General features: G+C 40.3%; 24 protein-coding genes. 15 read left to right on the forward strand and 9 right to left on the reverse strand.

Translation table 11 applies throughout. The annotated features are described in order from the left end of the window. Positions 1 to 6: 6 nt before the first annotated feature. The 5 genes from PUND_RS05675 to PUND_RS05695 all read right to left on the reverse strand — a co-directional run bounded on the left by PUND_RS05675 (position 7) and on the right by PUND_RS05695 (position 6,143). Complete coding sequence (locus tag PUND_RS05675; protein ID WP_041709683.1) at positions 7 to 3,264, reverse strand: nSTAND1 domain-containing NTPase; 3,258 nt, start codon at positions 3,262 to 3,264, stop codon at positions 7 to 9. Between the two features lie 61 nt (positions 3,265 to 3,325). Further along, a complete protein-coding gene (locus PUND_RS05680) occupies positions 3,326 to 4,153 on the reverse strand; it encodes a mechanosensitive ion channel family protein (protein ID WP_010387776.1) in 828 nt (275 codons plus the stop codon). Positions 4,154 to 4,190: 37 nt separating this feature from the next. After that, complete coding sequence (locus tag PUND_RS05685; RefSeq protein WP_010387777.1) at positions 4,191 to 4,922, reverse strand: LrgB family protein; 732 nt, start codon at positions 4,920 to 4,922, stop codon at positions 4,191 to 4,193. Next, complete coding sequence (locus PUND_RS05690; protein ID WP_010387778.1) at positions 4,915 to 5,268, reverse strand: CidA/LrgA family protein; 354 nt, start codon at positions 5,266 to 5,268, stop codon at positions 4,915 to 4,917. Before PUND_RS05690 ends, PUND_RS05685 begins: the two co-directional genes overlap by 8 nt. 83 nt (positions 5,269 to 5,351) lie before the next feature. Continuing rightward, positions 5,352 to 6,143: a crotonase/enoyl-CoA hydratase family protein gene (locus PUND_RS05695; RefSeq protein ID WP_010387780.1), complete on the reverse strand. Its 792-nt coding sequence runs from the start codon at positions 6,141 to 6,143 to the stop codon at positions 5,352 to 5,354. A 288-nt stretch (positions 6,144 to 6,431) separates the two neighbouring features. Between PUND_RS05695 and PUND_RS05700 the strand changes: the two genes are divergently transcribed. Genes PUND_RS05700 through PUND_RS05710 form a run of 3 tightly spaced genes read left to right on the forward strand, consistent with a single transcriptional unit; the run spans position 6,432 to position 8,124 of the window. After that, positions 6,432 to 6,752 carry an HI1450 family dsDNA-mimic protein gene (locus PUND_RS05700; protein WP_010387781.1) on the forward strand — a complete coding sequence of 107 codons (321 nt, stop codon included), beginning with the start codon at positions 6,432 to 6,434 and terminating at the stop codon, positions 6,750 to 6,752. Between the two features lie 46 nt (positions 6,753 to 6,798). Continuing rightward, entirely contained in the window at positions 6,799 to 7,611 is an 813-nt protein-coding gene (locus PUND_RS05705; RefSeq protein WP_041709682.1) for a DUF481 domain-containing protein, read from the forward strand. Positions 7,612 to 7,638: 27 nt separating this feature from the next. Beyond that, positions 7,639 to 8,124 (forward strand): hypothetical protein, encoded by a 486-nt coding sequence (locus tag PUND_RS05710; RefSeq protein WP_010387785.1) that lies wholly within the window; start codon positions 7,639 to 7,641, stop codon positions 8,122 to 8,124. A gap of 55 nt (positions 8,125 to 8,179) precedes the next feature. Here PUND_RS05710 and PUND_RS05715 read toward each other — a convergent pair whose 3' ends face one another. Together PUND_RS05715 and ygfZ are read right to left on the reverse strand one after the other, a co-directional pair. Continuing rightward, positions 8,180 to 8,665 carry an FKBP-type peptidyl-prolyl cis-trans isomerase gene (locus PUND_RS05715; RefSeq protein ID WP_008111743.1) on the reverse strand — a complete coding sequence of 162 codons (486 nt, stop codon included), beginning with the start codon at positions 8,663 to 8,665 and terminating at the stop codon, positions 8,180 to 8,182. Positions 8,666 to 8,676: 11 nt separating this feature from the next. Beyond that, on the reverse strand, positions 8,677 to 9,588 hold the full coding sequence (gene ygfZ, locus PUND_RS05720) for a tRNA-modifying protein YgfZ (protein WP_010387787.1): 912 nt from the start codon (positions 9,586 to 9,588) through the stop codon (positions 8,677 to 8,679). A gap of 150 nt (positions 9,589 to 9,738) precedes the next feature. On the opposite strand from ygfZ, the gene PUND_RS05725 reads away from it, so the two are divergent. Next, on the forward strand, positions 9,739 to 9,990 hold the full coding sequence (locus PUND_RS05725) for an FAD assembly factor SdhE (protein ID WP_010387788.1): 252 nt from the start codon (positions 9,739 to 9,741) through the stop codon (positions 9,988 to 9,990). Positions 9,991 to 10,072: 82 nt separating this feature from the next. Continuing rightward, positions 10,073 to 10,402: a hypothetical protein gene (locus PUND_RS05730; protein WP_010387789.1), complete on the forward strand. Its 330-nt coding sequence runs from the start codon at positions 10,073 to 10,075 to the stop codon at positions 10,400 to 10,402. Here PUND_RS05730 and nadB read toward each other — a convergent pair. Beyond that, complete coding sequence (gene nadB, locus PUND_RS05735; RefSeq protein WP_010387791.1) at positions 10,377 to 11,987, reverse strand: L-aspartate oxidase; 1,611 nt, start codon at positions 11,985 to 11,987, stop codon at positions 10,377 to 10,379. The two genes, PUND_RS05730 and nadB, sit on opposite strands and share 26 nt — an antisense overlap. A gap of 244 nt (positions 11,988 to 12,231) precedes the next feature. Between nadB and rpoE the strand changes: the two genes are divergently transcribed. From rpoE to pdxJ, 10 genes are all read left to right on the forward strand, one after another. Further along, positions 12,232 to 12,813 carry an RNA polymerase sigma factor RpoE gene (gene rpoE / locus PUND_RS05740; RefSeq protein WP_010387792.1) on the forward strand — a complete coding sequence of 194 codons (582 nt, stop codon included), beginning with the start codon at positions 12,232 to 12,234 and terminating at the stop codon, positions 12,811 to 12,813. Position 12,814: 1 nt separating this feature from the next. After that, positions 12,815 to 13,429: a sigma-E factor negative regulatory protein gene (locus tag PUND_RS05745; RefSeq protein WP_010387793.1), complete on the forward strand. Its 615-nt coding sequence runs from the start codon at positions 12,815 to 12,817 to the stop codon at positions 13,427 to 13,429. A gap of 4 nt (positions 13,430 to 13,433) precedes the next feature. Beyond that, on the forward strand, positions 13,434 to 14,387 hold the full coding sequence (locus PUND_RS05750; RefSeq protein ID WP_010387795.1) for a MucB/RseB C-terminal domain-containing protein: 954 nt from the start codon (positions 13,434 to 13,436) through the stop codon (positions 14,385 to 14,387). Continuing rightward, positions 14,388 to 14,837, forward strand: coding sequence for a SoxR reducing system RseC family protein (locus tag PUND_RS05755; RefSeq protein WP_010387796.1), 450 nt, complete (start codon positions 14,388 to 14,390; stop codon positions 14,835 to 14,837). It begins immediately after the preceding gene. Between the two features lie 122 nt (positions 14,838 to 14,959). Next, the gene (gene lepA / locus PUND_RS05760; protein ID WP_010387797.1) at positions 14,960 to 16,747 is read left to right on the forward strand and encodes a translation elongation factor 4; all 1,788 of its coding nucleotides are present in this window, start codon (positions 14,960 to 14,962) and stop codon (positions 16,745 to 16,747) included. A gap of 18 nt (positions 16,748 to 16,765) precedes the next feature. Then, positions 16,766 to 17,701, forward strand: a complete 936-nt coding sequence (gene lepB, locus PUND_RS05765) for a signal peptidase I (RefSeq protein WP_010387798.1) — start codon at positions 16,766 to 16,768, stop codon at positions 17,699 to 17,701. Positions 17,702 to 17,703: 2 nt separating this feature from the next. Then, positions 17,704 to 18,381, forward strand: coding sequence for a ribonuclease III (gene rnc / locus PUND_RS05770; RefSeq protein WP_008466504.1), 678 nt, complete (start codon positions 17,704 to 17,706; stop codon positions 18,379 to 18,381). Continuing rightward, the gene (gene era / locus PUND_RS05775) at positions 18,371 to 19,303 is read left to right on the forward strand and encodes a GTPase Era (protein ID WP_010387801.1); all 933 of its coding nucleotides are present in this window, start codon (positions 18,371 to 18,373) and stop codon (positions 19,301 to 19,303) included. Before rnc ends, era begins: the two co-directional genes overlap by 11 nt. 20 nt (positions 19,304 to 19,323) lie before the next feature. Continuing rightward, positions 19,324 to 20,016, forward strand: coding sequence for a DNA repair protein RecO (recO, locus tag PUND_RS05780; RefSeq protein WP_010387802.1), 693 nt, complete (start codon positions 19,324 to 19,326; stop codon positions 20,014 to 20,016). Positions 20,017 to 20,037: 21 nt separating this feature from the next. Continuing rightward, a complete protein-coding gene (pdxJ, locus tag PUND_RS05785; protein ID WP_010387803.1) occupies positions 20,038 to 20,769 on the forward strand; it encodes a pyridoxine 5'-phosphate synthase in 732 nt (243 codons plus the stop codon). 28 nt (positions 20,770 to 20,797) lie between these two features. Here pdxJ and barA read toward each other — a convergent pair whose 3' ends face one another. Further along, positions 20,798 to 23,584 carry a two-component sensor histidine kinase BarA gene (barA, locus tag PUND_RS05790; RefSeq protein ID WP_171039095.1) on the reverse strand — a complete coding sequence of 929 codons (2,787 nt, stop codon included), beginning with the start codon at positions 23,582 to 23,584 and terminating at the stop codon, positions 20,798 to 20,800. Positions 23,585 to 23,599: the final 15 nt, after the last annotated feature.

Consider the following 23,599-nt stretch of genomic DNA (forward strand, 5'->3'; position numbering starts at 1 on the left):
TTTAGTTTATAAGTCGAAATTATTGATACCAAATTCTTTAAGTATCTTTATTTTTTCGGGAGCTTCAGACAAGCGATCTAAGCAACTATATGTCTGTAATAGGGGAAAAAGAATATCAATATCATTTGTTTTTTTAGCTATATTTAAGATTGATTTTAGAGCCTTGTGGCAAAATAATTTTCGCTTCTCATTATTCTCTTTAGATGCTGCTAATTTTGCTTGCGCCAAATATATGCTGGCTATATGAATGCTATTATTAATGCCTGAGTTTTCTTCAATTCCTAGTGAAGTTGTATATCTGTTTAACTCATCCATGAATTTCTCTGCCAAGGTCGATTGTTTGACTTTGACAAAGTAGCGAATCAAATTGACATAGATACCCGTGATATTACGATTTTTCTCTGATGTATGTAAGAAGTTTATAATGCTTTCAATTAAAGAAATATTAGCGAGCTCAGCGTAAATTAAGGTTTGGTTAGTTAAAAACTGAAAATATTTTTCTTGGAATTTCTTATTTTTTGGATCCTGTTTTAATGCTTTTTTTTCAGCCTCTAATGCTTTTATTGTATGCAAAAAAGCTGGCTGTTTATCTGGCAGGTAACTTAGTAGATTGGCTTGATGGGAGTGCGTATAGGCCAGCATCTCTAATAAGTTTGCATCATTAGGATATAATGAGGTTAAAGTATTTAAAACTTTTTCTGCTTGTTCATAAGAATTTAGCGCATTTCTGTAGTTACCTAAGTGTACTTCTGTGCTAGCAATCCAGCTAAGAGTATCAGCTCTATCAATTAATAAGTTTTTATCGTTTGGAATTAAATTAAGCGCTTCATTTTTAAGGGCGAGCGACTTTGTAAAGCGTTGTTTCGCGGCAGTGTAGTTAAATTGCTTTAAATACAAAGAGCCCAGCGAATTATGCGAATACGATAGCTCCATAATCGAGTTAAAATCATTCGGTGCTAATGAATACATTTTCTCGCTGTAGGCATGATATTTTTTAAATAATGGCTCAGTAGCAGCGTAATTACTTTTATCATAATGAAGCTGACCGAGCCAAAAGGCATTGGCACCGGCAAGCGTTAGTAACTCTAAGTTGCTTGGCTGAATTTTTAATAATGCTTCAAGGCGAATGCGGGCGTTTTCAAAGGCAGTGAAGGCCTCAATGGTTTTACCGCGAGAATAGGCCACTTCCCCCATGGCTTCTAGGGTTTGTGCGTACTGAAAGCGACTTTTAAACTCGGCTTGTTGACTGCTAAAGTTAAATAGCGAGCTTGGCTCCTCTACTTGATTGGTAAAATACTCAAGTGCTTTATTACTAATGCCATCAAGTAAGTCCATACGCTTTACGCTGCGTAATTTATCGGCAAAATCACCTACCATAAACCCTAGTAAGCTTTCGGCCTCTTGGCGTTTTTGCTGTGCAAGTTGCTGCGCTTGAAAGCTGGTAACACTCATAAATAGGGCAACACAGGTAAGTAAACAAAGCAGAGCGACGGTGCCGCGTTTTATGGTTGTTTTTGTTTTACTGTGTTTAAGAGAGCTGGTTATAAGCGCGCGTTCGTCATCGTCTAGTTTAAATATGTTGTCGTTTAATAAGGTAACGGCCTCTTGCAGCGGTTTACCCGGTGCTAACAGGTAGGCGTTACTTTTATGCTCATTAAGCCATTGTTGCGTGTGGTGGTGTAAGCGGCTTTTTATAGCAAGGGCATCTTTATGGTCATTAATCCACTGTTTGGCACGTGGCCATTGGCGTAATAATGCCTCATGGGCAAGGCTAAAGTAGGCTTCTTGGTTTTGTAAATGCGATACAAATAAGCGGCTATCGACCATGGCTTGAACCAGCTCTTTTTGGCTGGTGTTGGTTAATGCTTGCAAGCGGGCTGCGCGGCTAGTAATGGTTTTACCATCTGGGTTTAGCGTTACTAATTGCGATAACACGCTTTTTAGTTGCTGTTGTTGCGCTTGAGAAAGCCCTATAAATATCTCTTCGGCTTTTTTACCAATGGCACCCTCAATACCGCCGAGTTTTTCATATACACTGTGCAATAACTCATTATTATCACTGCGCTGTAAATACAGCTCTTGCAGTGTATATTGTAGCATGGGCAGTGCATCTGGATTATTGGCGGTATCGGCGCAAAGTATTTCATCCAGCGGGGTTTGGGTTTGCGGGTCGTGTGAGAACGTTAAATTAGCGGTTAACGCTGGCAAACGAATAATTTGTTGTAGTTCATGGCGATTTGGCGGGGTTAAATCGTAATGCGCGCCATGAGCTTTGCCCACCATAAGGCTTGGCTGCTCAACCACTAAAGGGTAAAAATCGTTACGACAGGCACTAAATACAATCACCGCTTTAGAGGTCGCTAAACGCTCAATAACAGATAAAAAATGACTTCGGGTGTCGTTACTAAATAGCGGTGAGGAGAGAAGCACTTCTAAGCGGTCTATAAACAAAAACAATTGCGGCGTTTTTGCAGCTGTTTGGGTATTCGCAACTGTATTTTTTAAGCAACTAATAACATTGTCTATGTCATGTTCTAGCTGCTGCGCCAGCGTTTGTGCGCTTAACCCTGTAAATACTGGAATGTCGTTAATATCCCAATCGAGCATGGCTGAGGCGAGATCTAAATACAGCCTATTTTGAGCTACATCTGCAAAGTCGAGTTGGGTGTACGACATTACTCTAATGCCGTTATAGCCTCGCTCGTCGAGTAGCTTTGGCAGTATACCCGCATTAACTAATGATGATTTACCCGTACCACTAGGGCCAAGGATTAAACAAAATGCGCGCTGCAATGTTACTTGGTTTGATACGCTCTCTAATAACGTGCTGATGGCATGATTACGACCAAAAAATAAGTGGGTATCGGTTGGGTTATATGCACTCAAACCTAAAAAAGGGGAGCCGCCTTGCCATGTGTTAACTTGGTTGGGGAGGTCATCAGCTAATGGAAACTCAACCGATGCAATAACCCTATAACCACGTTTACGTATGGTTTCTATGTATTGCGGCGCGCTTGCCTTATCACCCAGAGCCTTTCGAAGTTGAGTGATAGTTTTATGCAGAGGATTATCGCCGGTTTCTGTGTTTGCCCAGCAGTGAGTTAATAACGCTTCGCTACTCACAATCTCTGCTTGATTTTGACACAAGTATACCAGTACATCCATGGCTTTAGGTTCTAGCTGTTTTTGTTCCTCAGCGCGTTGAATGGTGTTACTGGCAGGGGTTATTTGCCATTCACCTAAATAAAAGGGAGGTTGATGCATAATAGGCTCATTTTTATAGTTATAAGTGCACTTAGTTTTTGCTTTATTTATATTAGTAGTACTAGTTATTTTTATTAAGTGTAACAATGCGCTGTGGAAACGGAATTTCTATATTGGCATCATTAATTGCTTTATATACGCCGCCATTAATAGCGAGCTTAGTTTCAATAATTTTAGTGGTAGGAACCCAGTATCGATAGCTAATAGTAACGCCGCTATCAGCAAAGCGCTCTATGCCAATTTGTGCATTAGGTTGTTTAGCAACCAGTTCGTGATTAGCTAATACGTTTTCGATAAGGTTGATCGCAGTATCACTAGAGGCGCTGTAGGCTATGTCTATTTCACCTTTTACTAAAGAGTAGTTAAATGAGTTATGTAGGATTTCGCCAACGATATGCTTATTGGGAATGGTTATTTCTACTTTTTCTTCATTAATTAACACGGTGTGGCCCAGTTCAATTACTTTTACTTGGCCACTAACCCCTTTTACTTCTATGGTATCGCCTACCACAAATGGCCGCGTGGCAATAATAGCAAGTCCCGCGCCATAATTAGAAAGCATGCCTTGTAATGCTAAGCCAGCACCTAAAGAAGCGGCACCTATTGCAGCAACAAACGGGGTAACACTAATACCAATTTTACCCAACGCAATTATGATCACCATAATGATCAGCAGTACTTTAACTACATTACTAACAAAGTTAGTTAAGGTGATATCAATGTTATGTCGAGTCATCAAATTGGCAACTACTTCGGCAAGCTTTTTCGCCACCCAAAGACCAACCAGTAGAATAAAAATAGCACCGACTATTTGCATACTATAGGTGACTAAATACTCGGTAAGTAGGGCGTAGTACTTTTCAAATTGTTGAATTTCGGAACTGATCATGGTGAGCTCTAGTTTTAGTTATATTGGTATCAACTTACTATAACAAAGTGCTCACTAAAATTGGATATAATAGTGGTACTATCACAGCAGTTAATAGCGCACTCAATGCCATAGCCACCGATGAAAATGCCCCTATTTTTGGATGTTCGGCAATTGCAGCCGCTGTACCTATAGCGTGACAGGCCGTTCCCATTGCAATGCCTTGTGCCTCAAAGTTAAATATTTTAATTAATTTTAGTAGCAAAAAGCCAAACAAAGCCCCAAGCAAACCAATAAAAATAACCATAGCAGCGGCTAGCGAGCTGATCCCGCCAAGTGAGTCGGTGACAAGTAATGCAATAGGTGTAGTAACGCTAAGTGCCGCAACTGAAGCGCTGAGCTGCGATGGGACAGCAAATAAAACACTTAATACAAAAGCCACCAGTGTGGCGTTAATAATGCCAATACTGCAGGTGACTAAAATGAGTAAAAAGTTTTTTCGAATATGCATAAACTGCTGATACAAGGGGAGGGCTAACGCGACTATGGCCGGCTCTAATAACCACGTTAACAACCGACTATGCGATGCAAATTGTGAATAGGGTAATTTAAGGTTAACGAGTAATAAGGCAACAATGCCGATACTTAAAAATACGGGGTTCGTGAGGGATTTTAAAATGCTGTGACTTACTCTCACATTGAGCATTTTTAGTCCAAAAAAAAGAGTAATTATAAAAGGGATGGTCAACCACCAAAGGCTTGGCGTTATTGCACTGATTTGCTCATTCATTGTTTTCAGTGCCCTTAAAGTGGCCAACCACACTGGCTACTAAAATTAAGCTACTCAAGGGCACTATAATCATCACAGTGGTTAAAAATGGCCAATGTGTTTTTATAAGTCCCAAGTGTTCAATAAAACCAACGCCTGCAGGAATAAAGAAAATAGGCATTACATTTAAAATAGGCGAGGCGCATGGAGTAAGTTGCTGCTCTTTAACAATGCCTGATAAAAGTAGTAGCAGTAAAATAACCATTGCTAATAGTGGCGCAGGAAAACTGGCATCAATAAAGTGCATAATAAGTTTGCCCGCTGCCAAGCAAAGCAAAATGATAGCGCTACTTAAAAAGTATTTCATGACGACGACTCAATACAATAGAGGGTTATCACTTTAACAAATAACGCTGTTTTGTGCATTGTGCCTTAGTATTACCATCAATGTTACCAGCGCTTGGCGTTTGAAAACTCAATACCAGTTTTACCTTTTGCTTTAGCAATGGCTTTTTTAGTATTGGGGTTGCTTAATAAGCGAATTTGGCTCCATGTTTCTTTAGCGAGTATTTTTCGAGCTTGGGCTTTATAGCTTTGTTGAGTTACTCGTTTTATTGCCGCCAATGTGTCAGGTGAACGCGCTTGTAATGTTTCAAGCATTTCTTTAGTTGCTTTATCTGTATCGTCGGTTGTTTTTGTTACTAAACCGAGTTCAAAAGCGTTTTGTGCGTTTATTGGTTCGGCATGGCTTGCTAGCCAAAGTGCTTGGTCGCGTTTTACTAAGCCTGAAATCATAACATTAGCGCCCATGTCTGGGCATAACCCCCAGCGCGCTTCCATAATGGCGAGTTTGGCATCGTGGTGAACAATTCGGTAATCGGCACCCAGTGCTATTTGCAACCCTCCACCAAGGCAATTTCCATTAATTTTAGCAATTACAGGCACACTCAATGACTGCCAGCCTAGTACAACTTTTTGCGCTAGGTTTTGATTACCAGGAAGCCATTTGAATAGGAGCTTTATGATATTAAATGGCGAGGCCATAACCGCATTAATATCGAGCCCCGCACAAAAGTGTTCGCCCTCACCGGTTAATACAACCGCACGAATACTGGCATCTCTTTTTATATTTTTAATCACCTTGTTAAGCTCAACAAACATAGTAAAGCTTAAGGCATTTTGTTTTTCTACGCGATTTAATGTAACGGTAGCAATACCCTGTTTTTTTTCTAATTTTATCATTATGCACTCCTCTGACCTGTTGTTTGAGCTTATGTTTTTATTGATGTTAAGTAAAGTGGATGAAGATGAATAAAAACAAAGTGAATTTTTTAATGTAAGTTGGGTCTATTCCCTTTAAAGGAAAATTTAATTTAAAAGGTCAGCAGACCTTAATACAAACCCATCCAACAATATCTATAAGTATTAGGTAAAAGTAAAAAAGCCAGTATTTAACGTGTTTTTTTTATCAAAACCCTAGCAACTTTTGATATTATGATTGCCACTTAAAAGCTCAGAGGTTAACCATTCATGTCAGATCCACGTTTATTTACGGTAGAAGAAGCAACTCATCAAGCTTATGATATTTTTTTAGAGCTGGCTCCCAATAATTTAAGCGACAAAGATATTGAAGAATTTAACCTACACCGTGAAGAACTAGGCTTTATTGAAGAAGATGAGCCCGATGAACAGTGGCAAGACTTTGTTGCCCTAGAAATTGAACCTGAGCATTTTATTCAAGTATTAGTTGGCCTTGAGTTTGATAACGAAGACGTATTATTTGCGAAAATTTTAATTAGCCGTGATAAAGACGCGCCTTTTTGTCATATTTTGTGGAAAGAAAGTGAATAACCATTTCTCTGCTTTTTTGTTATTGCCATTTGTAAGAGAACGTATTTTGCGAAACTCCTTTGTATTACTGCTTTTATTATTTAGCTGCTTTAGCTGGGCAGTTGATCCCTTTGAAGATTTTCATGAGTATGGGGAGCTCTCTGATGAAGAAATTCATGAGTTACACAAAGGCGAAGTATTGTATGGTGATACCGAATTTGGTTTTATTTTAAGTAAAGGTAACACTAATTCCATCAGTTTTAAGCTTAAAGGGAACCTTTATCAAGATTTTGAAAACTGGCGAAATCAATTCAAAATAGACTCTTTGTACAAACGTGACGAAAACGAAGAAACGGGTGAGTCGGATGTTACTGCTAATCGCGTGTTTTTCTCTGCACAGGGTAACTATAAAATAGGTGTTAAAAACTCGTCTTTCTTTATTTACGGGGATTATGAAGAAGATCAATTTAGCGGCCTTGATTTTAAAAGTACGGTAGCAACCGGTTATGGCGCACGTGTTTATCAAGGGGTTAAAAATAAGGTAGATATAGATATTGGCCCAGGTCTATACCGCTCAGTTGCTGATGATGAGTCAACAGCACTTGAAGACGATAAAGACAAAATGGGTTATTTACTTCGTATTGCAATGCAGTGGGAACGGTTGGTATCTAAGCGTACCCGATTTAATCAAGATATCAGTATAGAACAGTCTTTGTCTGGGCTTAACTCACGGTTAAAGTCAGAAACGGCATTAATTAGCCAAGTGGTTGGCGCGGTATCGTTAAAGTTTGCTTATATGTATCGTTATAATTCTAAGCCTGAAGAAGATAAACTAAAATACGATTCAGAGCTCAGTGCCACCTTAGTGTACAGTTTTTAATTTTTTAACTTTTTAATAGAGAGTGTTATGTATCAGCATAAGCAGTATGCGGTATTTATATTTGTAGTATTAGCGTGGATCAGTGGTTTTGTTGCGCTTGCATGGAATTTAATTGGTGCCGATGCCCCGTTAATCGTATTTGCTGGTATTTTAGTGCTGGTGGGTTTTTTGTTCCACGGTTTAACCATTAAAGTTGACGAAACTCATGTTAGCTGGGCATTTGGCCCTGGGGTTGCAGGCCAAAAATTAGCATTAGAAGACATAGTGGACGTAAAGCCAGTACAAAATTCATACCGCCATGGTATTGGTATTCGCATTACACACGATGGGTGGATTTATTCGGTATCAGGCTTTAGTGCGGTGCAATTAACGCTTCAAGATGGCACTCAGTATCGCTTAGGCACGAATGACCAAGCAGGATTAGTTGCTGCGCTTGAAGATAAAATAACCCCTGCTGAAATGCCAGCAGCAGAGCCTCAAGCCAAATTACGAACACAGAATAATATGCTATAAAAAAAGCGCCTTAGGCGCTTTTTTATAAACTTATAGTAATTTTATTTAGCGGGTTTTAGTGCTCGTGGCCACAGCCGCCTTCACCATGTACGTGGCCATGCTCAAGCTCTTCGGCTGTTGCATCGCGTACCTCTAAAATTTCTACATCAAAGTTAAGTGTAATACCGGCAAGTGGATTATTACCATCAACAATCACTTCTTCGTCTTGAATGTCGATGATCATTACTGACTGGTCGCCGTCATCTGTGGTTGCACGAAATTGCATGCCCACTTCAATTTCCATACCTTCAAACATTGATTTTGGTACGGCTTGCATTAGGTGATCATGACGCTCACCGTAACCTTCTTCAGGCTCTACTTTTACGCTTAGTGTATCGCCAGCTTGCTTGCCTTGCAGCGCGTTTTCAAGCCCTGAGATCAGGTATCCTGTACCAACGATAAAAATTAATGGCTCACCGCCAAATGAGTTATCAATGGTATTGCCGTCATTATCTAAAACAGAGTAATGCATTTTTACCACTTTATTTGCTGCAACGATCATAGTCATTCCTATTATTCATCTTCAAGAGAGTAAGGTAGAGGCAGAATGTTTAGCTCTACCGAAGGGGTGTGTTTTGCACGAAGAGTCTGATCGATATCAGTATCGTTTGGCAACACGACCAAACCAGTTAAAGTCTGTGTTTGTTCATTATAGCTTTGCGCAATAAGTTTACCTGCGCGGCGCCAGTTTTCACCTAATTGAGTTTCAATGTCGGGTGCTTCGAGTAACCCCTCACTTTGCCCAGAAACGATATACATAGCACGTTTGTTTTTGCCTAGGTACTTCATACGTGCAACGGTTTCTTGGCCTGTGTAGCAACCCTTTTTAAAGCTAATGCCGTTAATGGCTTGCAGATTAACCATTTGCGGTACGTATTCATCAATCGCATCGACACTTAATTGCGGTTCACCAGCGAGTATAGACGCTTGTTGCCATAGGGCATCGTTGTCGAGGGTCGATACGTCGTCAGGTAGGCAAAATTGGCTATCAACCATCAATAAAACGCGGTTTGATGCAAGTTTAAGGGCTTTACCGTGAGCGAAGTCACAAGCCGTTGCGTCATCGCTGAAGTGAATATCGAGTTGTACGAGTATGTCTGTTAAGTTATCGCCAAGTAGACCAATTAATCGCTCTGATGCTTTATTAATTTCAACTTTTGCAAATACAGCGTATTTTTTTAATTCAGCTAGTGAACGTTCGACTTCAGCACTTGAACCAGCTAAAAAGTAACTTTGTTGATAAGAAAATAGCTTAAATACACCCCATAACTTACCTTTTGCACTGCAGTGACCTGCCCACAAAAAGTTATCGTTGTTAAGTTTATTTAGATCTTGAGTGATTTGTCCGTGGAGGTACGATAATTTATCTGCGCCTGAGAGGCTAATAACCTGATGTGATAAAGGACATGCATAAACCTGAGACATAAACACCTTCTTTGCAATAACAAATGAGGTCACATAATAACGTAGTTAAAGCGTATGGTACAGCGACTAACAGACGATGTTTTTATAACTTAGTGCTGTTAAATTAACGCGTATTTGGTAAACTCGAGTTAATTAAATATGAGGTTTAAAATGGTTGAAATACATAGTAAAGCACGTATCCGTTGGGCTTGTCGCCGTGGCATGTTAGAGCTAGATGTTTTGTTTATGCCGTTTGTTGAAGAAGCTTATGATTCGTTAGATGCTAAACAGCAAGCGATTTTTCAGCGTCTATTAACGCAAGAAGACCCAGATTTATTCGCTTGGTTTATGGGCCATGAAGAATGTAAAGACGCAGAGCTAAACAGCATGGTTCAGCTAATTTTAGACCGAGTTCGTGTATAGATTTACCGTTACAGATAATAAAACAGACCACAAACCGATTGTGGTCTTTTTTTGTGTGCTGACTTTAGTGTTGTGCCTATTTATGAACTCGGTGGTGGCAACTCTTTTTTGTATTGCACTTAATACACTTGCTGGCATTATTGTTTGGCGAAAAATCGTGGCTGCTCAACCACAGCAAGGCATTATACTCTTAGAGCCGAATCAATTTCGTTTTGAAGGATCAGGCAGGCAAATTCAAGGGGTAATTAGTAAGCAAAGCCGGTTACTTGGTCAGAGTGTGTGGCTGTATATTAATGGCTTTAGTAAAAACTATTGGCTGATTATCTCAGCCAATAGTGTTGATGAGCAAAGCTATGCGCGCTTAAAACGGGCAACGCTTGAAGCAATTAATTACGTAGCGGAGTCAAAATAGTGGGCGTTGGGTTCTCATTTTGCTCTGGATAATCAATAGTAAAGTGTAGTCCACGACTTTCTTTACGTTCCATTGCGCTTCTAATTATAAGCTCGGCAACTTGTACCAAATTACGTAACTCAAGTAAGTTATTACTCACTCTAAAGTTTGCGTAATAATCGTGTATTTCCTGTTGTAGCAGTTCAACACGATGCAGCGCACGTTCAAGGCGTTTTGTTGAGCGTACAATCCCCACATAATCCCACATAAATAATCGTAGCTCATGCCAGTTATGGGTGATCACGATTTCTTCATCTGAGTTAGATACACGGCTTTCATCCCAACTAGGTAAATCTACCAGCGCGGGTGCGGTCTCTATTTTACTTAAAATGTCTTTTGCTGCTGCATGGGCAAATACAATGCACTCTAATAATGAGTTACTTGCCATGCGGTTAGCACCATGTAAGCCGGTATAAGCCACTTCACCCACAGCGTATAAATTTGCTAAATCCGTTTTGCCATTAAAGTCGGTCATTACGCCACCACAGGTGTAATGTGCCGCAGGAACGACAGGGATTGCTTCTTTGGTTATATCAAGGCCTACGCTCAAGCATTTAGCGTAAATAGTAGGGAAGTGTTCAATAATAAAATCTTTGTCTTTATGGCTAATATCTAAATATACGCAATTTGCGCCAAGGCGTTTCATTTCAAAGTCGATAGCGCGCGCGACTATGTCGCGCGGGGCGAGTTCTTCTCGCTCATCAAACTCTTTCATGAATCGCGTGCCATCTGGGCGTTTTAAATAGGCCCCTTCACCACGCATTGCTTCGGTAATTAAAAAGTTTTGTAATTCCGGGTGGTAAAGACTGGTTGGATGAAATTGATTAAATTCCATGTTAGCAACGCGACACCCTGCACGCCATGCCATTGCTATGCCATCACCGCTAGAAACATCAGGGTTAGAGGTGTAAAGGTACACTTTACTTGCGCCACCGGTTGCTAAGGCAACAAATTTTGCGCCAATGGTTTCTACTTTTTTGGCTTTTTTATTCCACACATGCATACCGTGAACATGTGACCCCGTTTTACCGATATTTTTATCAGTAATTAAATCAATCGCATTATAATGCTCTAACAAGGTGATATTACTGTGCGCTTGAACTTGGCTAATCAGCGTTGTTTGCACTGCTTTGCCAGTGGCATCGGCAGCATGCAAAATGCGTCGATGGCTATGACCCCCTTCACGGGTTAAATGAAAGCGCTCTTTACCTTTACTATCAAATTCCATATCAAAAGGCACGCCTTGATCAATCAACCATTGTAGGCAGTCATGCGCATTACTGGCAGTGTAATGAACAGCTTCTCTGTCACATAAACCGCCACCTGCATCTAAGGTATCTTCAACGTGAGATTCTATACTGTCATTTTTTTTATCAAAAACAGCGGCAATTCCGCCTTGGGCATAAAGAGTAGAACCTTCGGTTAATTCACCTTTACTGATCACGGTAACGTTACAGTAATTAGCCAAAGATAAAGCAAGTGATAAGCCTGCTGCGCCGCTACCAATAATAGCGACATCGGTAATGTGATGTTTATTTTGGTTCATCTGTGAGGTACTTTGCGGTTACAATGCTCAGATAGAGCAATATTTATTTTTAATACTTACAGTTGTACCATATTTGTTGAACTACTACTAAGTGGTTTTAGCGTATAAACGCGTAATTTGTAGCTATTTTATAAAAAAACAATATGAGTCAGAACTTTTTATTCATCTAAGGGTCAGAGTAGGTGTGAACAATGGCGACACTATGAATAATAAGCAAGAATCAATCAGAGGAGTACCGGCTCGAATGAGCGAGCAGGAATTAGATTTAGCGTTAGTGAAAAGGGTCCAGCAGGGAGATAAAAACGCCTTTAACCTATTAGTTAAGAAGTATCAGAACAAAATAGCCGGTTTGATCTCACGTTATGTATCAAATCAAGGTGACATTGCTGATGTAGCACAAGAAGCGTTTATTAAAGCGTATCGTGCCCTTCCAAACTTTCGTGGTGATAGTGCTTTTTATACTTGGCTTTACCGTATCGCCGTTAATTGTGCTAAAAATTATTTAGTGGCTCAAGGGCGTAAACCGCCAGCAAATGATATAGATGCTGACGATGCCGAGTTTTATGAAGGTGCAGATTCAATGCGTTCTAACGCGTCACCTGAAAATTTACTATTAAGCGAAGAAGTACGCGCTGTTATTTTTAATACGATTGATAGTTTGCCTGAAGATCTTAAAACCGCGATTACTCTTAGAGAAATTGAGGGTATGAGCTATGAAGAAATAGCCGTGGTGATGGATTGCCCAGTCGGGACGGTACGTTCGCGTATTTTTCGTGCCCGTGAAGCAATTGATAATAAATTAAACCCATTAATAGGCGAGTCTTAGTATGACAAAAGCACACGTTAACCGCTTAGATAGCGAATCGTTATCAGCATTACTTGACGGTGAACAAACATTAAATGATGCAACTATTGCATCGGATGATGTTGCTACGTTTGGCCGTTACGCGTTAATCGGTGATGCAATGCGAGCTAAAGAAAATAACAATAATATGGATTTTGATATTAGTGATCGCATTTCGTTAGCACTTGAGAGTGAGCCCGTTTATGCAGACTTTAGCCAGTCTGATAAGTTGGCAACCCCTTCAAATACCGAAACAGAAAATAAAGTAGTGGCGTTTAATTGGCGTAAACCAGTTGCTCAATTAGCGATTGCAGCGAGCGTAGCAATGTTTACTATTGTTGGTGTGAACACCTTACCGCAAGGTGAAGATGCTGTGCAAAACGAAATTCCATTATTGCAAACCACGCCGTTAACCGGCATGGCGTCGCCAGTAAGCTACTCATCGGCACCTGCACTTGATAACGCAGAGCAAGGTTTGCGAGAGCTTCAGCAGCAACGCATTGGCGCATTAGTACTTGAACATCAACGTCAAGCGCGTGTAGCTCATTCGTTAAAAACAGCTAAAACAGATGAAACATCCCCAGAGGAAAAAAACTAATTAGATGAAAGTAATTACTTTTATTATGTCATTGGTGCTGAGTTTTAATACTTTTGCCAATGACACAAACCCTGCTAAAGATTTACTGCTTGAAATGGCCAGTGCAGTTCACACTCGTAATTTCGACGCCTCTTTTGTTGTTGTTAAGGGTAAAAGTATGGAGCCCTACCGTTGGGTGCATGCTAAACAAGGTGATATAGAGCTTGAACATTTAAGTTTGCTTAATGGTGCAGGCCTTGAAATGATCCGCATTGACGATCAAGTTACCTACTTTGAGCCACAATCAGAACCTTACTCGTTAACAACTGACTCGATTGCAGGCCCCATCCCAGAAGTCTTATTTAAAGATATTAACCGCTTAAGTGCACATTATGACTTTGTGCTTGGTGGTAAAGGCCGTATTGCGGGGCGTCCTGCTCAGCTGGTTCGAATTGAATCTAAAAACGATGACAAATATAACTATTGGATTTGGATTGATACTGAGTCGTCTTTATTGTTGAAAGCCGCCTATGTGAATCACCAAGGCGAAGCGCTTGAGCAATTACAACTTACCCACATTAGCGTAACTGAGCAACCGGCAAGCTTATTATTAGAAGTACTTAATCGTAATTTCCCAACACCATTACCCGCTAATTCAATTGATGAACAAAGCAAAGCGAATGCTATGAATTGGACTATTGGATGGCTACCTGAAGGGTTTGAATTACTTAAGTCCGATAGACATAAGCTCGACTTAAACAATGAATTAACAGATTACTATTTATTCTCTGATGGATTTGTTGAGGTATCAGTATTTGTGCAACGGCCACTACCAGGTAAGCGCTTAAGCGGAGCTCTCACCTCAGGAGCAACCACTATTTATGTGCACAACGGCGGAAATTTTGATGTGTCTGTGGTGGGAAACATTCCAACCATGAGCGCTAAAGCGATTGCTGAGTCTGTTTCACGGGCATTATAGATGATAGAACAAACGTTAACCGTCGTGGCCCTTAGTGGCCACGTTGCGCATTTAGAAGCCCAACAAAAGCAGGCCTGCGAAGGCTGTAATGGTCGTTGTGGCTCTCAAGTGTTTAGTAAGTTATTTGGTACAGCAAAGAAAACCTTACCCTATAAATTCGAAACGCAATTAGAAGTTGGACAAAAAGTGACTATGTCACTGGATGACAGCCATGTTGTAAAACATGCCTTTGCCGTTTACATGCTGCCCTTATTTTTGAGTTTAATCTTCGCCTTAATAACTAGTGAATTAATACTATTGGCTGAAGGTTGGCAAATTTTAGCAGCGATATTGGGTGGCATCACCGGCTTCTTAATTGCTAAAACATGGGTAAAATCACTTAGGCATGAGATTAAAGTGATAAAAATTCATCCAATTAGTCTTCCTTTAACTCAAATAGATGGTGATTGACGCCAATTAAATGTAAAATTGCGTTTTTATGCCACAGTAACTTGAAAATGCACAGCAAGTATTTTCAAGTTATTTAGGCATGCGACCTTAGTCCTTTAAAATAGAAGTTTAGAATCCAGTTTATGAAGCATATCCGTAATTTTTCGATCATCGCCCACATTGACCATGGTAAATCGACCCTTTCTGACCGTTTGATCCAAGTTTGTGGTGGTTTAACCGACCGTGAAATGCAGAAGCAGGTTCTGGATTCAATGGATATTGAACGTGAGCGTGGCATTACCATCAAGGCGCAAAGTGTAACGTTAAACTACAAAGCAAACGATGGTGAAACCTACCAGCTCAACTTTATCGACACTCCAGGTCACGTTGACTTTACTTATGAAGTATCACGTTCATTAGCCGCGTGTGAAGGTGCATTATTGGTTGTTGATGCTGGCCAAGGTGTTGAAGCACAAACATTGGCTAATTGTTATACCGCCATCGAAATGGACTTAGAAGTTATACCGGTTCTAAATAAAATTGATTTACCGCAAGCTGACCCATTACGTGTAGCCGAAGAAATTGAAGACATCATTGGTATTGATGCCCTTGATGCCGTGCAATGTAGTGCTAAAACAGGTGTGGGTATTGCCGAAGTACTTGAAATGATCGTTAAAGATGTACCGCCACCAGTTGGTGATAAAGACGAGCCATTACAAGCGCTAATTATCGATTCTTGGTTTGACCCGTACCAAGGCGTTGTATCGCTGGTGCGTATTAAGCATGGTGAACTTCGCGCGGGCGACAAAATTAAAATTATGTCGAATGAGCATATTCATACTGCAGATCATGTGGGTATTTTCACACCTAAACAAACTAATACCGGTATTTTACGTACAGGTGAAGTAGGGTTTGTTATTGCCGGTATTAAAGAAATACACGGTGCACCGGTGGGCGATACTATTACTCATCAAAAAAATGCGGCACCAGAGCGCTTACCTGGTTTTCAAAAAATTAAACCACAAGTCTACGCGGGCATGTTCCCAATTGCGTCAGATGATTACGAGTCGTTCCGTGATGCACTTAACAAACTAAGCTTAAACGATGCGTCGTTATTCTTTGAACCAGAAAATTCAACCGCATTAGGGTTTGGTTTCCGTTGTGGCTTCTTAGGTATGCTGCACATGGAAATTATTCAAGAGCGTTTAGAGCGTGAATACAACATTGACTTAATAACCACAGCACCAACGGTTATTTATGAGGTAGTGACTAAAGAGGGCACTACACAAATTGATAATCCATCTGACTTACCAGCCGTAAACGATATTTTAGAAATACGTGAGCCAGTAGTAGAGGCTAATATTTTAGTACCGCAAGAGTACTTAGGTAGCGTAATCACTTTATGTGTTGATAAGCGCGGTATGCAAACTAAAATGAGCTACCATGGTAAGCAAGTTGCAGTAACGTACGAACTGCCAATGGCCGAAGTGGTAATGGACTTCTTTGATAAGTTAAAATCAACCAGTCGTGGTTTTGCGTCGCTTGATTATAACTTTAAGCACTTCCAAACCTCAGACATGGTACGTGTAGATATACTCATTAATGGCGAGCGTGTTGATGCCCTTGCTATTATTGTACACCGTGAAAGCGCGCAGTCTCGTGGTCGTCAGCTTGCTGATGCGTTAAAAGAGCTTATACCACGTCAAATGTTTGATATTGCGATTCAAGCAGCAATTGGTCAGCATGTAATCGCGCGCACAACCGTGAAGCAACTTCGTAAAAACGTAATCGCTAAATGTTACGGCGGTGACGTGAGTCGTAAGAAAAAATTACTTCAAAAACAAAAAGATGGTAAAAAGCGAATGAAGCAACTTGGTAACGTTGAAGTGCCTCAAGAAGCGTTCTTAGCCATTTTAAAAGTTGGTAAATAAAAAATAAAGGGATAATAAATGGCTGGCTACTTTTCAGTTTTATTGGTGTTATTAACCTTAGGCTCAGGCTTAATATGGTTAATAGATCACTTAATGTTTGCCCCTAAAAGGCAAGAGCGTTTGGCAATTGCACAAACTTCTGCCGGTGGCCAACTTGACGAAGAAACAGCAGCATTGATTGCGCCTGAGCCAGTCATTACTGAAACAGCAAAGTCGATTTTTCCGATGATTGCTGCTATCACTATTTTTAGATCGTTTATTTTTGAGCCGTTTCAGATCCCATCGGGTTCAATGATGCCAACCTTATTAGTAGGCGATTTTATTTTAGTGCAAAAGTATTCTTATGGAATTAAAGACCCTGTATGGCGCAGCCAGTTAGTGGATGTAAGCGAACCAGAGCGTGGCGATATTGTTGTTTTTAAATACCCATTAGATGAGAGAGTTGATTATATTAAACGCGCTATAGGCTTACCTGGCGATAAAATTGTTTATCGCGACAAGCGTTTATATATTCAACCAAAGTGTGAAGAAGGCGAAGTTCAAAAAGGCGCGCTTCTTTGCAACGAATTCAATAAAATTGATTTTAAATTAATTAATGATGATGAATTTATGCAAGGCCCAATGGCTTTAGCGCGTTTAAATGAAGATTTAACGACCTCTAGCCATGATATTTTAATCAACCCAAAATCGCCTGAACGTAAAGGGCGTTACTACCAGCAATTGGGCACTCCTGCAGATGAATGGGTGGTGCCTGCTGATCATTACTTTATGATGGGTGACAATCGCGATAACAGCCAAGATAGTCGCTTTTGGGGCTTTGTACCAAAAGAAAACTTGGTGGGTAAAGCTGTCTTTATATGGATGAGTTTTGAATTTGATAATGGCCCAGATGACATTTTACCAGGATGGGTTCCAACTGGTGTTCGTTTTGAACGCCTAGGTAATATTCAGTAACAATGAAAAAAAATGTAACAGAGTTATACAAAAGAATTGGCTACACATTTGCTGATCAAGGCCTACTTGAGCAAGCAATGACGCACCGCAGCCACAAAGGTCAACACAACGAGCGACTCGAATTTTTGGGCGACTCGATTTTGAGTTTTGTAATTGCCAATGCCTTGTACGCTAAATTTCCTAAAGCACGTGAAGGCGATTTAAGCCGCATGCGTTCGACTTTAGTTCGCGGCCAGACGTTAGCTGAATTTGGTCTTGAGTTTGAGCTAGGTGATTACCTGCGTTTAGGCCCTGGCGAGCTAAAAAGTGGCGGGTTTAGACGCGAGTCGACCCTAGCAGATGCAGTGGAAGCTATAATTGGCGCTGTATTTTTAGATTCAGACATTGATCGTTGCGGCGAGCTTATTTTAGCGTGGTATGAATCACGTTTAGATGCTATTTCACCAGGGCTTAACCAAAAAGATCCTAAGACCCTGCTGCAAGAGTATTTGCAAGCTCGTAAGCTATCATTACCTGGTTATACTGTAGTAGACACTAAAGGTCAGGCACACAATCAAACATTCACGGTTGAATGTATCGTTGATGGAATGGATAGCATTATTTCTGTTGGCAGCTCAAGGCGTAAAGCCGAACAAAAAGCGGCCGAAAAAGCATTGAAGATACTTAAAAATGAATCTTGATACCTTAATACAGCCTCATGAAGGCGAAATAGACACATTTTGTGGCATGGTTGCGATTGTTGGCCGTCCTAATGTGGGTAAATCAACCTTGCTCAATGAAATTATTGAGCAAAAAGTCAGTATTACCTCACGTAAGCCACAAACCACGCGCCATCGTATTATGGGTATTCATACTGAGGGTAAACACCAAGCGGTTTACGTAGATACCCCAGGTCTGCATGTTGAAGAAAAGCGCGCAATTAACCGTTTAATGAACCGCGCAGCGTCGAGCTCAATTGGCGATGTTGAACTGATTATTTTTGTTGTTGAAGGCACCCATTGGAATGCCGATGACGAGATGGTACTAAACAAAGTGAGCCAAAGCGGCAAGCCGGTATTGTTAGTTATTAACAAAATTGATCAAGTGAAAGATCGCGATCTTGTACTGCCACACATGAAATTTTTAGGCGATAAGTTTGACTTTATAGGCATTATGCCTGTATCTGCGACTCAGGGTAAAAACATTGACCTGATCAAAGAAGAAGTGACTAAACGTTTACCGCCGTGCGAATTTTATTTTCCGGATGACTACGTTACTGACCGCTCAATGCGCTTTATGGCTGCTGAAGTGATCCGTGAAAAGCTTATGCGCTTTATGGGTGAAGAACTACCTTACTCAGTGACTGTGGAAATAGAGCAGTTTAAATGGCAAGAAAACGGTGTTTGGCACATCAATGGCCTTATTTTAGTTGAGCGTGAAACGCAAAAACGTATGGTTATCGGTAACAAAGGCGAAAAGCTAAAAGTGATCGGCCGTGAAGCGCGTAAAGACCTAGAAGAAATGCTTGAAAATAAAGTATTTTTAGAACTATGGGTTAAAGTAAAATCGGGCTGGGCTGACGATGAACGTGCCTTAAGAAGCTTAGGCTACGGTGAAGATTAATAAGTATCGAATAGCCTAATATGGACAGCGACTTTTACAAAGCCTATTTATTACATCGACGTCCCTATAGTGACTCGCAAGTAATGTTAGATATGCTGGTAGAAGGCGTTGGCCAGCTTAGAATGCTCGCACGAGTTAGTGGCCGCCAGGCCACTAAACATAAAGCCCAATTGCAACCATTTCAATCCTTACTCGTCCATTACAATGGCAAATACGATTTAAAATATATTAATAAATTTGAGCTCTACGGCAACCCGTTATTTCTAACTGGTGATAAGCTTTATTGTGGCTTTTATTTAAATGAGCTAACTAATCGCATTGTGCCGATTAATGAACCCATTGATCAAGTTTTTCAACTTTATAAAACACACCTAGAAAACCTTAATAGCGGTACTGACATGCAAGCAGTATTGCGCTCTTATGAATTTCAATTGTTAGAGCTGCTAGGATATGGAGTTGATTTTAGTTTTGATGCGGACGGTGAGCCAATTGACGAGGCACAAACGTATAGCTATTTTGCAGAAGTAGGGTTTTCGGTGCAACATGACACGCGTTCTGGATTTACCGGTTCACAACTTAATGCCATAGCAAATCATGACTTTAGCCAAGCGGATGTGTTATATATGGCAAAGCAATTAAGTCGTTATTTATTAAAGCCATTATTGGGCAATAAGCCATTAAAAAGTCGTGAGTTATTTATTAGCTCTCAATAAACAAATTTCACAGGTACAAACATGAAAGATATTCTTCTAGGCGTGAATGTAGATCATATTGCAACGCTTCGCCAAGCTCGAGGTACTTCTTACCCAGATCCAGCCCATGCAGCCAGTGTTGCAGAGCATGCCGGTGCTGATGGCATTACGATTCATTTACGCGAAGACCGCAGACACATTCAAGACCGCGATGTGTATGTGATGGCTAAAACCATTCAAACACGTATGAACCTTGAAACCGCAGTAACCGATGAAATGATTGCGATTGCACTTGAGGTTAAACCTGAATATGTTTGCTTAGTACCTGAAAAACGTGAAGAGCTTACTACCGAAGGCGGCTTAGATGTAGCGGGTAATATTGATAAAATCGCCGCAGCGACTAAAACTTTAACGCAAGCCGGTATTAAAGTGTCACTGTTTATAGATGCCGATAAAGCGCAGTTAGACGCTGCAAAAGCCTGTGGTGCGCCTTATGTTGAAATTCATACCGGAGCCTATGCTGATGCCACCAACGATGAAGATACAGCAAAAGAGCTTGAACACATCCGCCAAGGCGTTAAGTATGCAGCGAGTATTGGCTTAATTGTTAATGCCGGCCATGGTTTGCATTATCACAACGTGAAGCCAATTGCAGCGATGCCAGAGATTTACGAGCTTAACATTGGTCACGCTATTATTGCCCGTGCAGCGATTGATGGTTTAGATAAAGCAGTGCGTGATATGAAACGCTTAATGCTTGAAGCTCGCGCTTAGAATCATAAATAGCAATAGACAAGACGAGCTATAGCTCGTCTTTTTTATTGTTGTTATCAATGTTGGCATCAACAAGTAAGTTTTCCAGCTCGTCTTGAAGTTCAAACAGTTCGGGCTCTATATTATCAAGTACGCACTCATTTTTAAGTGATGTTTCGATCGTTTCAGCTAAGGTTTTAAGTTTTGGTACACCTGTATAGCAACACGCTCCATGAAATTTGTGGATCACGCTGAGTACTTGAGGGCAATCATTGCTGACTATTGCTTGATTTAATAAGTTTAGGGTTTCAGGCACGCTTAATAACAACATGTTAAGCATTTCATTGGCTAATTCAGGCTTACCGCCTGCACGTTGCAGTGCCAACGTCCAATCAAGCCGAGTGCTATCAAAAGGCGCTGTGCTATGTTCAAATGTGCTTTTTGACTTATCACGGCTTACAGGTAATTGCGGGCTATGATCGCAAATAATTTGATTGAGCATATCTTCGTCAATTGGCTTAGTTAAATAGCCTTCAAAACCATCTTTTAATAATTGTTCTTTTTCACTATTAAGTGCATGCGCAGTTACGGCAATAATAGGTGTATCTTCATTTAAAGATGACTCTTTAATGAGTTTACAGGCTGTAATGCCGTCCATTATCGGCATTTGAATATCCATAAAAATCACATCATATTTATGACTTTTACTTAAGCTGTAAGCTTGTGAACCATTATGGGCAGTATCAATCAATTCCACCTGTTCATTGAGTAGGGTGTATATTAATTTTAAATTAGCGTCGTTATCATCTACCACTAATACTTTTAATGGCAGTAGAGTTTGTTCATGCTGATCTATGTTATGTGCCGGGTGATCAAGTCGGTATGGTGCGGCTAATAACTCACATAATTTACGATGGTTGAGCGGTTTACTTAAACAGGCATCTGCACCGCTGCCTATAAAGGCTTCACGCATATTGTGTGATACAGTATTAAGCATTAAATATAAATAATCGGTTGATTCCCTAACCGCTTTTACATAGCTTTTTAAGCGCTGCATATCATCAACCGATGCCATGTGACCAATAAGGCATATATCAAAATTAATCTCTGATTTCTCGATACACTCTAAAAATTCACTTTCGCTATGACATCGAGTGACGCTAATTTTCCACTCTTGTAATAATGAAACAACGGCATGATGGGTATGCTTATGTGGCTCTAGGTAAAGCACACGTTTACCAATTAATGACTGGGTAGGCAAATCGTTGATAAATACATGATTTGGTAATCTAAATACGCCATTAAAAGTAAAGCATGTGCCACTACCTGGAGCTGAATTTAAGGTAATACGGCCATTCATTGCTTCAACAATATGTTTAGTAATAATAAGCCCTAAGCCAGTGCCACCAAATTTACGGGTGATACTGGAGTCGGCTTGGCCAAAGGCGGTAAATAACGCGTCTTGTTTATCGGCAGGAATACCCACCCCAGTGTCAGCCACCGACACTAAAATGGAAGTACGCTCCTCATCCAACAAACGATGGCTAATATCGACTTTAATGGCGCCTTTTTCAGTAAATTTTATAGCGTTACTTAACAAGTTAATAAGCACTTGTTTAAATCGAGTGGGGTCGCCGGTTAAGTGATCGGGCACCTGAGGGTTTATATAAATAGAGAGCTCAAGTTGTTTGTCGTGAGCGCTAGGTGCCAGTAATGTCATCACTTCGTTTACGCTATCGCGTAATTGAAATTGAATCGATTCAAGCTCCATAGCACCCGCTTCTAATTTGGAGAAGTCTAATATATCGCTAATAATGGTCAGTAAGCTGTTTGCTGAAAGCTCAATGGTATCAAGGTAATCTTTTTGGTTTTTATTTAGCGGTGTTTTATAAAGCTGGCGAGTAAAGCCAATAACCCCATTAAGTGGTGTGCGCAATTCATGACTCATTTTTGCTAAAAAGTCAGACTTAACGCGATTAGCATCTTGGGCTTCTTTTTTAGCCATAGTGAGCTGTATATTTTGTGTTTCGTATTGCTCAAGCGTTTCGCGGTAATCACTAGTTGCTTGATCAATATTTTTTTGCATTTCGTCTTTTTGCATCACCATAGAGTGGGATATGGTATTGAGTCCTTCACGCAATAGTTCAAACTCACCATTCATGGGCTCAGTTAACCCTGTTTGTCTTTTCCCTTCAATCAACCTGTCGGTAGCAAGTACTAACTTATTTAGCGGTGTCATAAACATACGGCTAAGTTTTAGTGCTAAAATAGCTGCTAATACTAAGGCAAGAATAATAATAATACCGCTGACTAATAATGCGCGTTGCTGACCAATAACAGCTTTGTCGCGATTAAGTTGGATCACTACGGTACCTAATGTGGTCTGAAACTCAGAGGTATTCCAATCGCTATTAGGTGTTGTGTGATTAATAATAGGGGTAAAAAAAGTTACTAACTCTTCAGTTTGCTGAACATGTGTGGCTTTAAAACTGTCTATTTGTGTTTGCTCAATTAAGGTATCGAACGAGCGATGATAGTTACTAGTTATAATAAGTTGGTTGTTATCATTAAAAATAGCAATTGATTTAATCGCCGGTGAGTGTTTGTTATGTGTATAACGAATCACGCGATTAAGTAGTTTTTTATTTTTTTCCAGTAAAGGTTGTTCAAGAGCAATCGCTAAAGGCTCAGAAATTGTTGTGCCTTGTTGATATAAAATTTCATCAAGCTCAATGTAACGATTTATTGTAAAATAACCACCTAGTAATAGCCCAATGATCACTGTGGGGATCAGGGTGAGTGTTAAAACAGAATCGCGCAAGCCTAGTTTGGTCATAATCTGAGCATTATT

Origin of the sequence: Pseudoalteromonas undina (assembly GCF_000238275.3) — a bacterium.
GTDB lineage: Bacteria > Pseudomonadota > Gammaproteobacteria > Enterobacterales > Alteromonadaceae > Pseudoalteromonas > Pseudoalteromonas undina.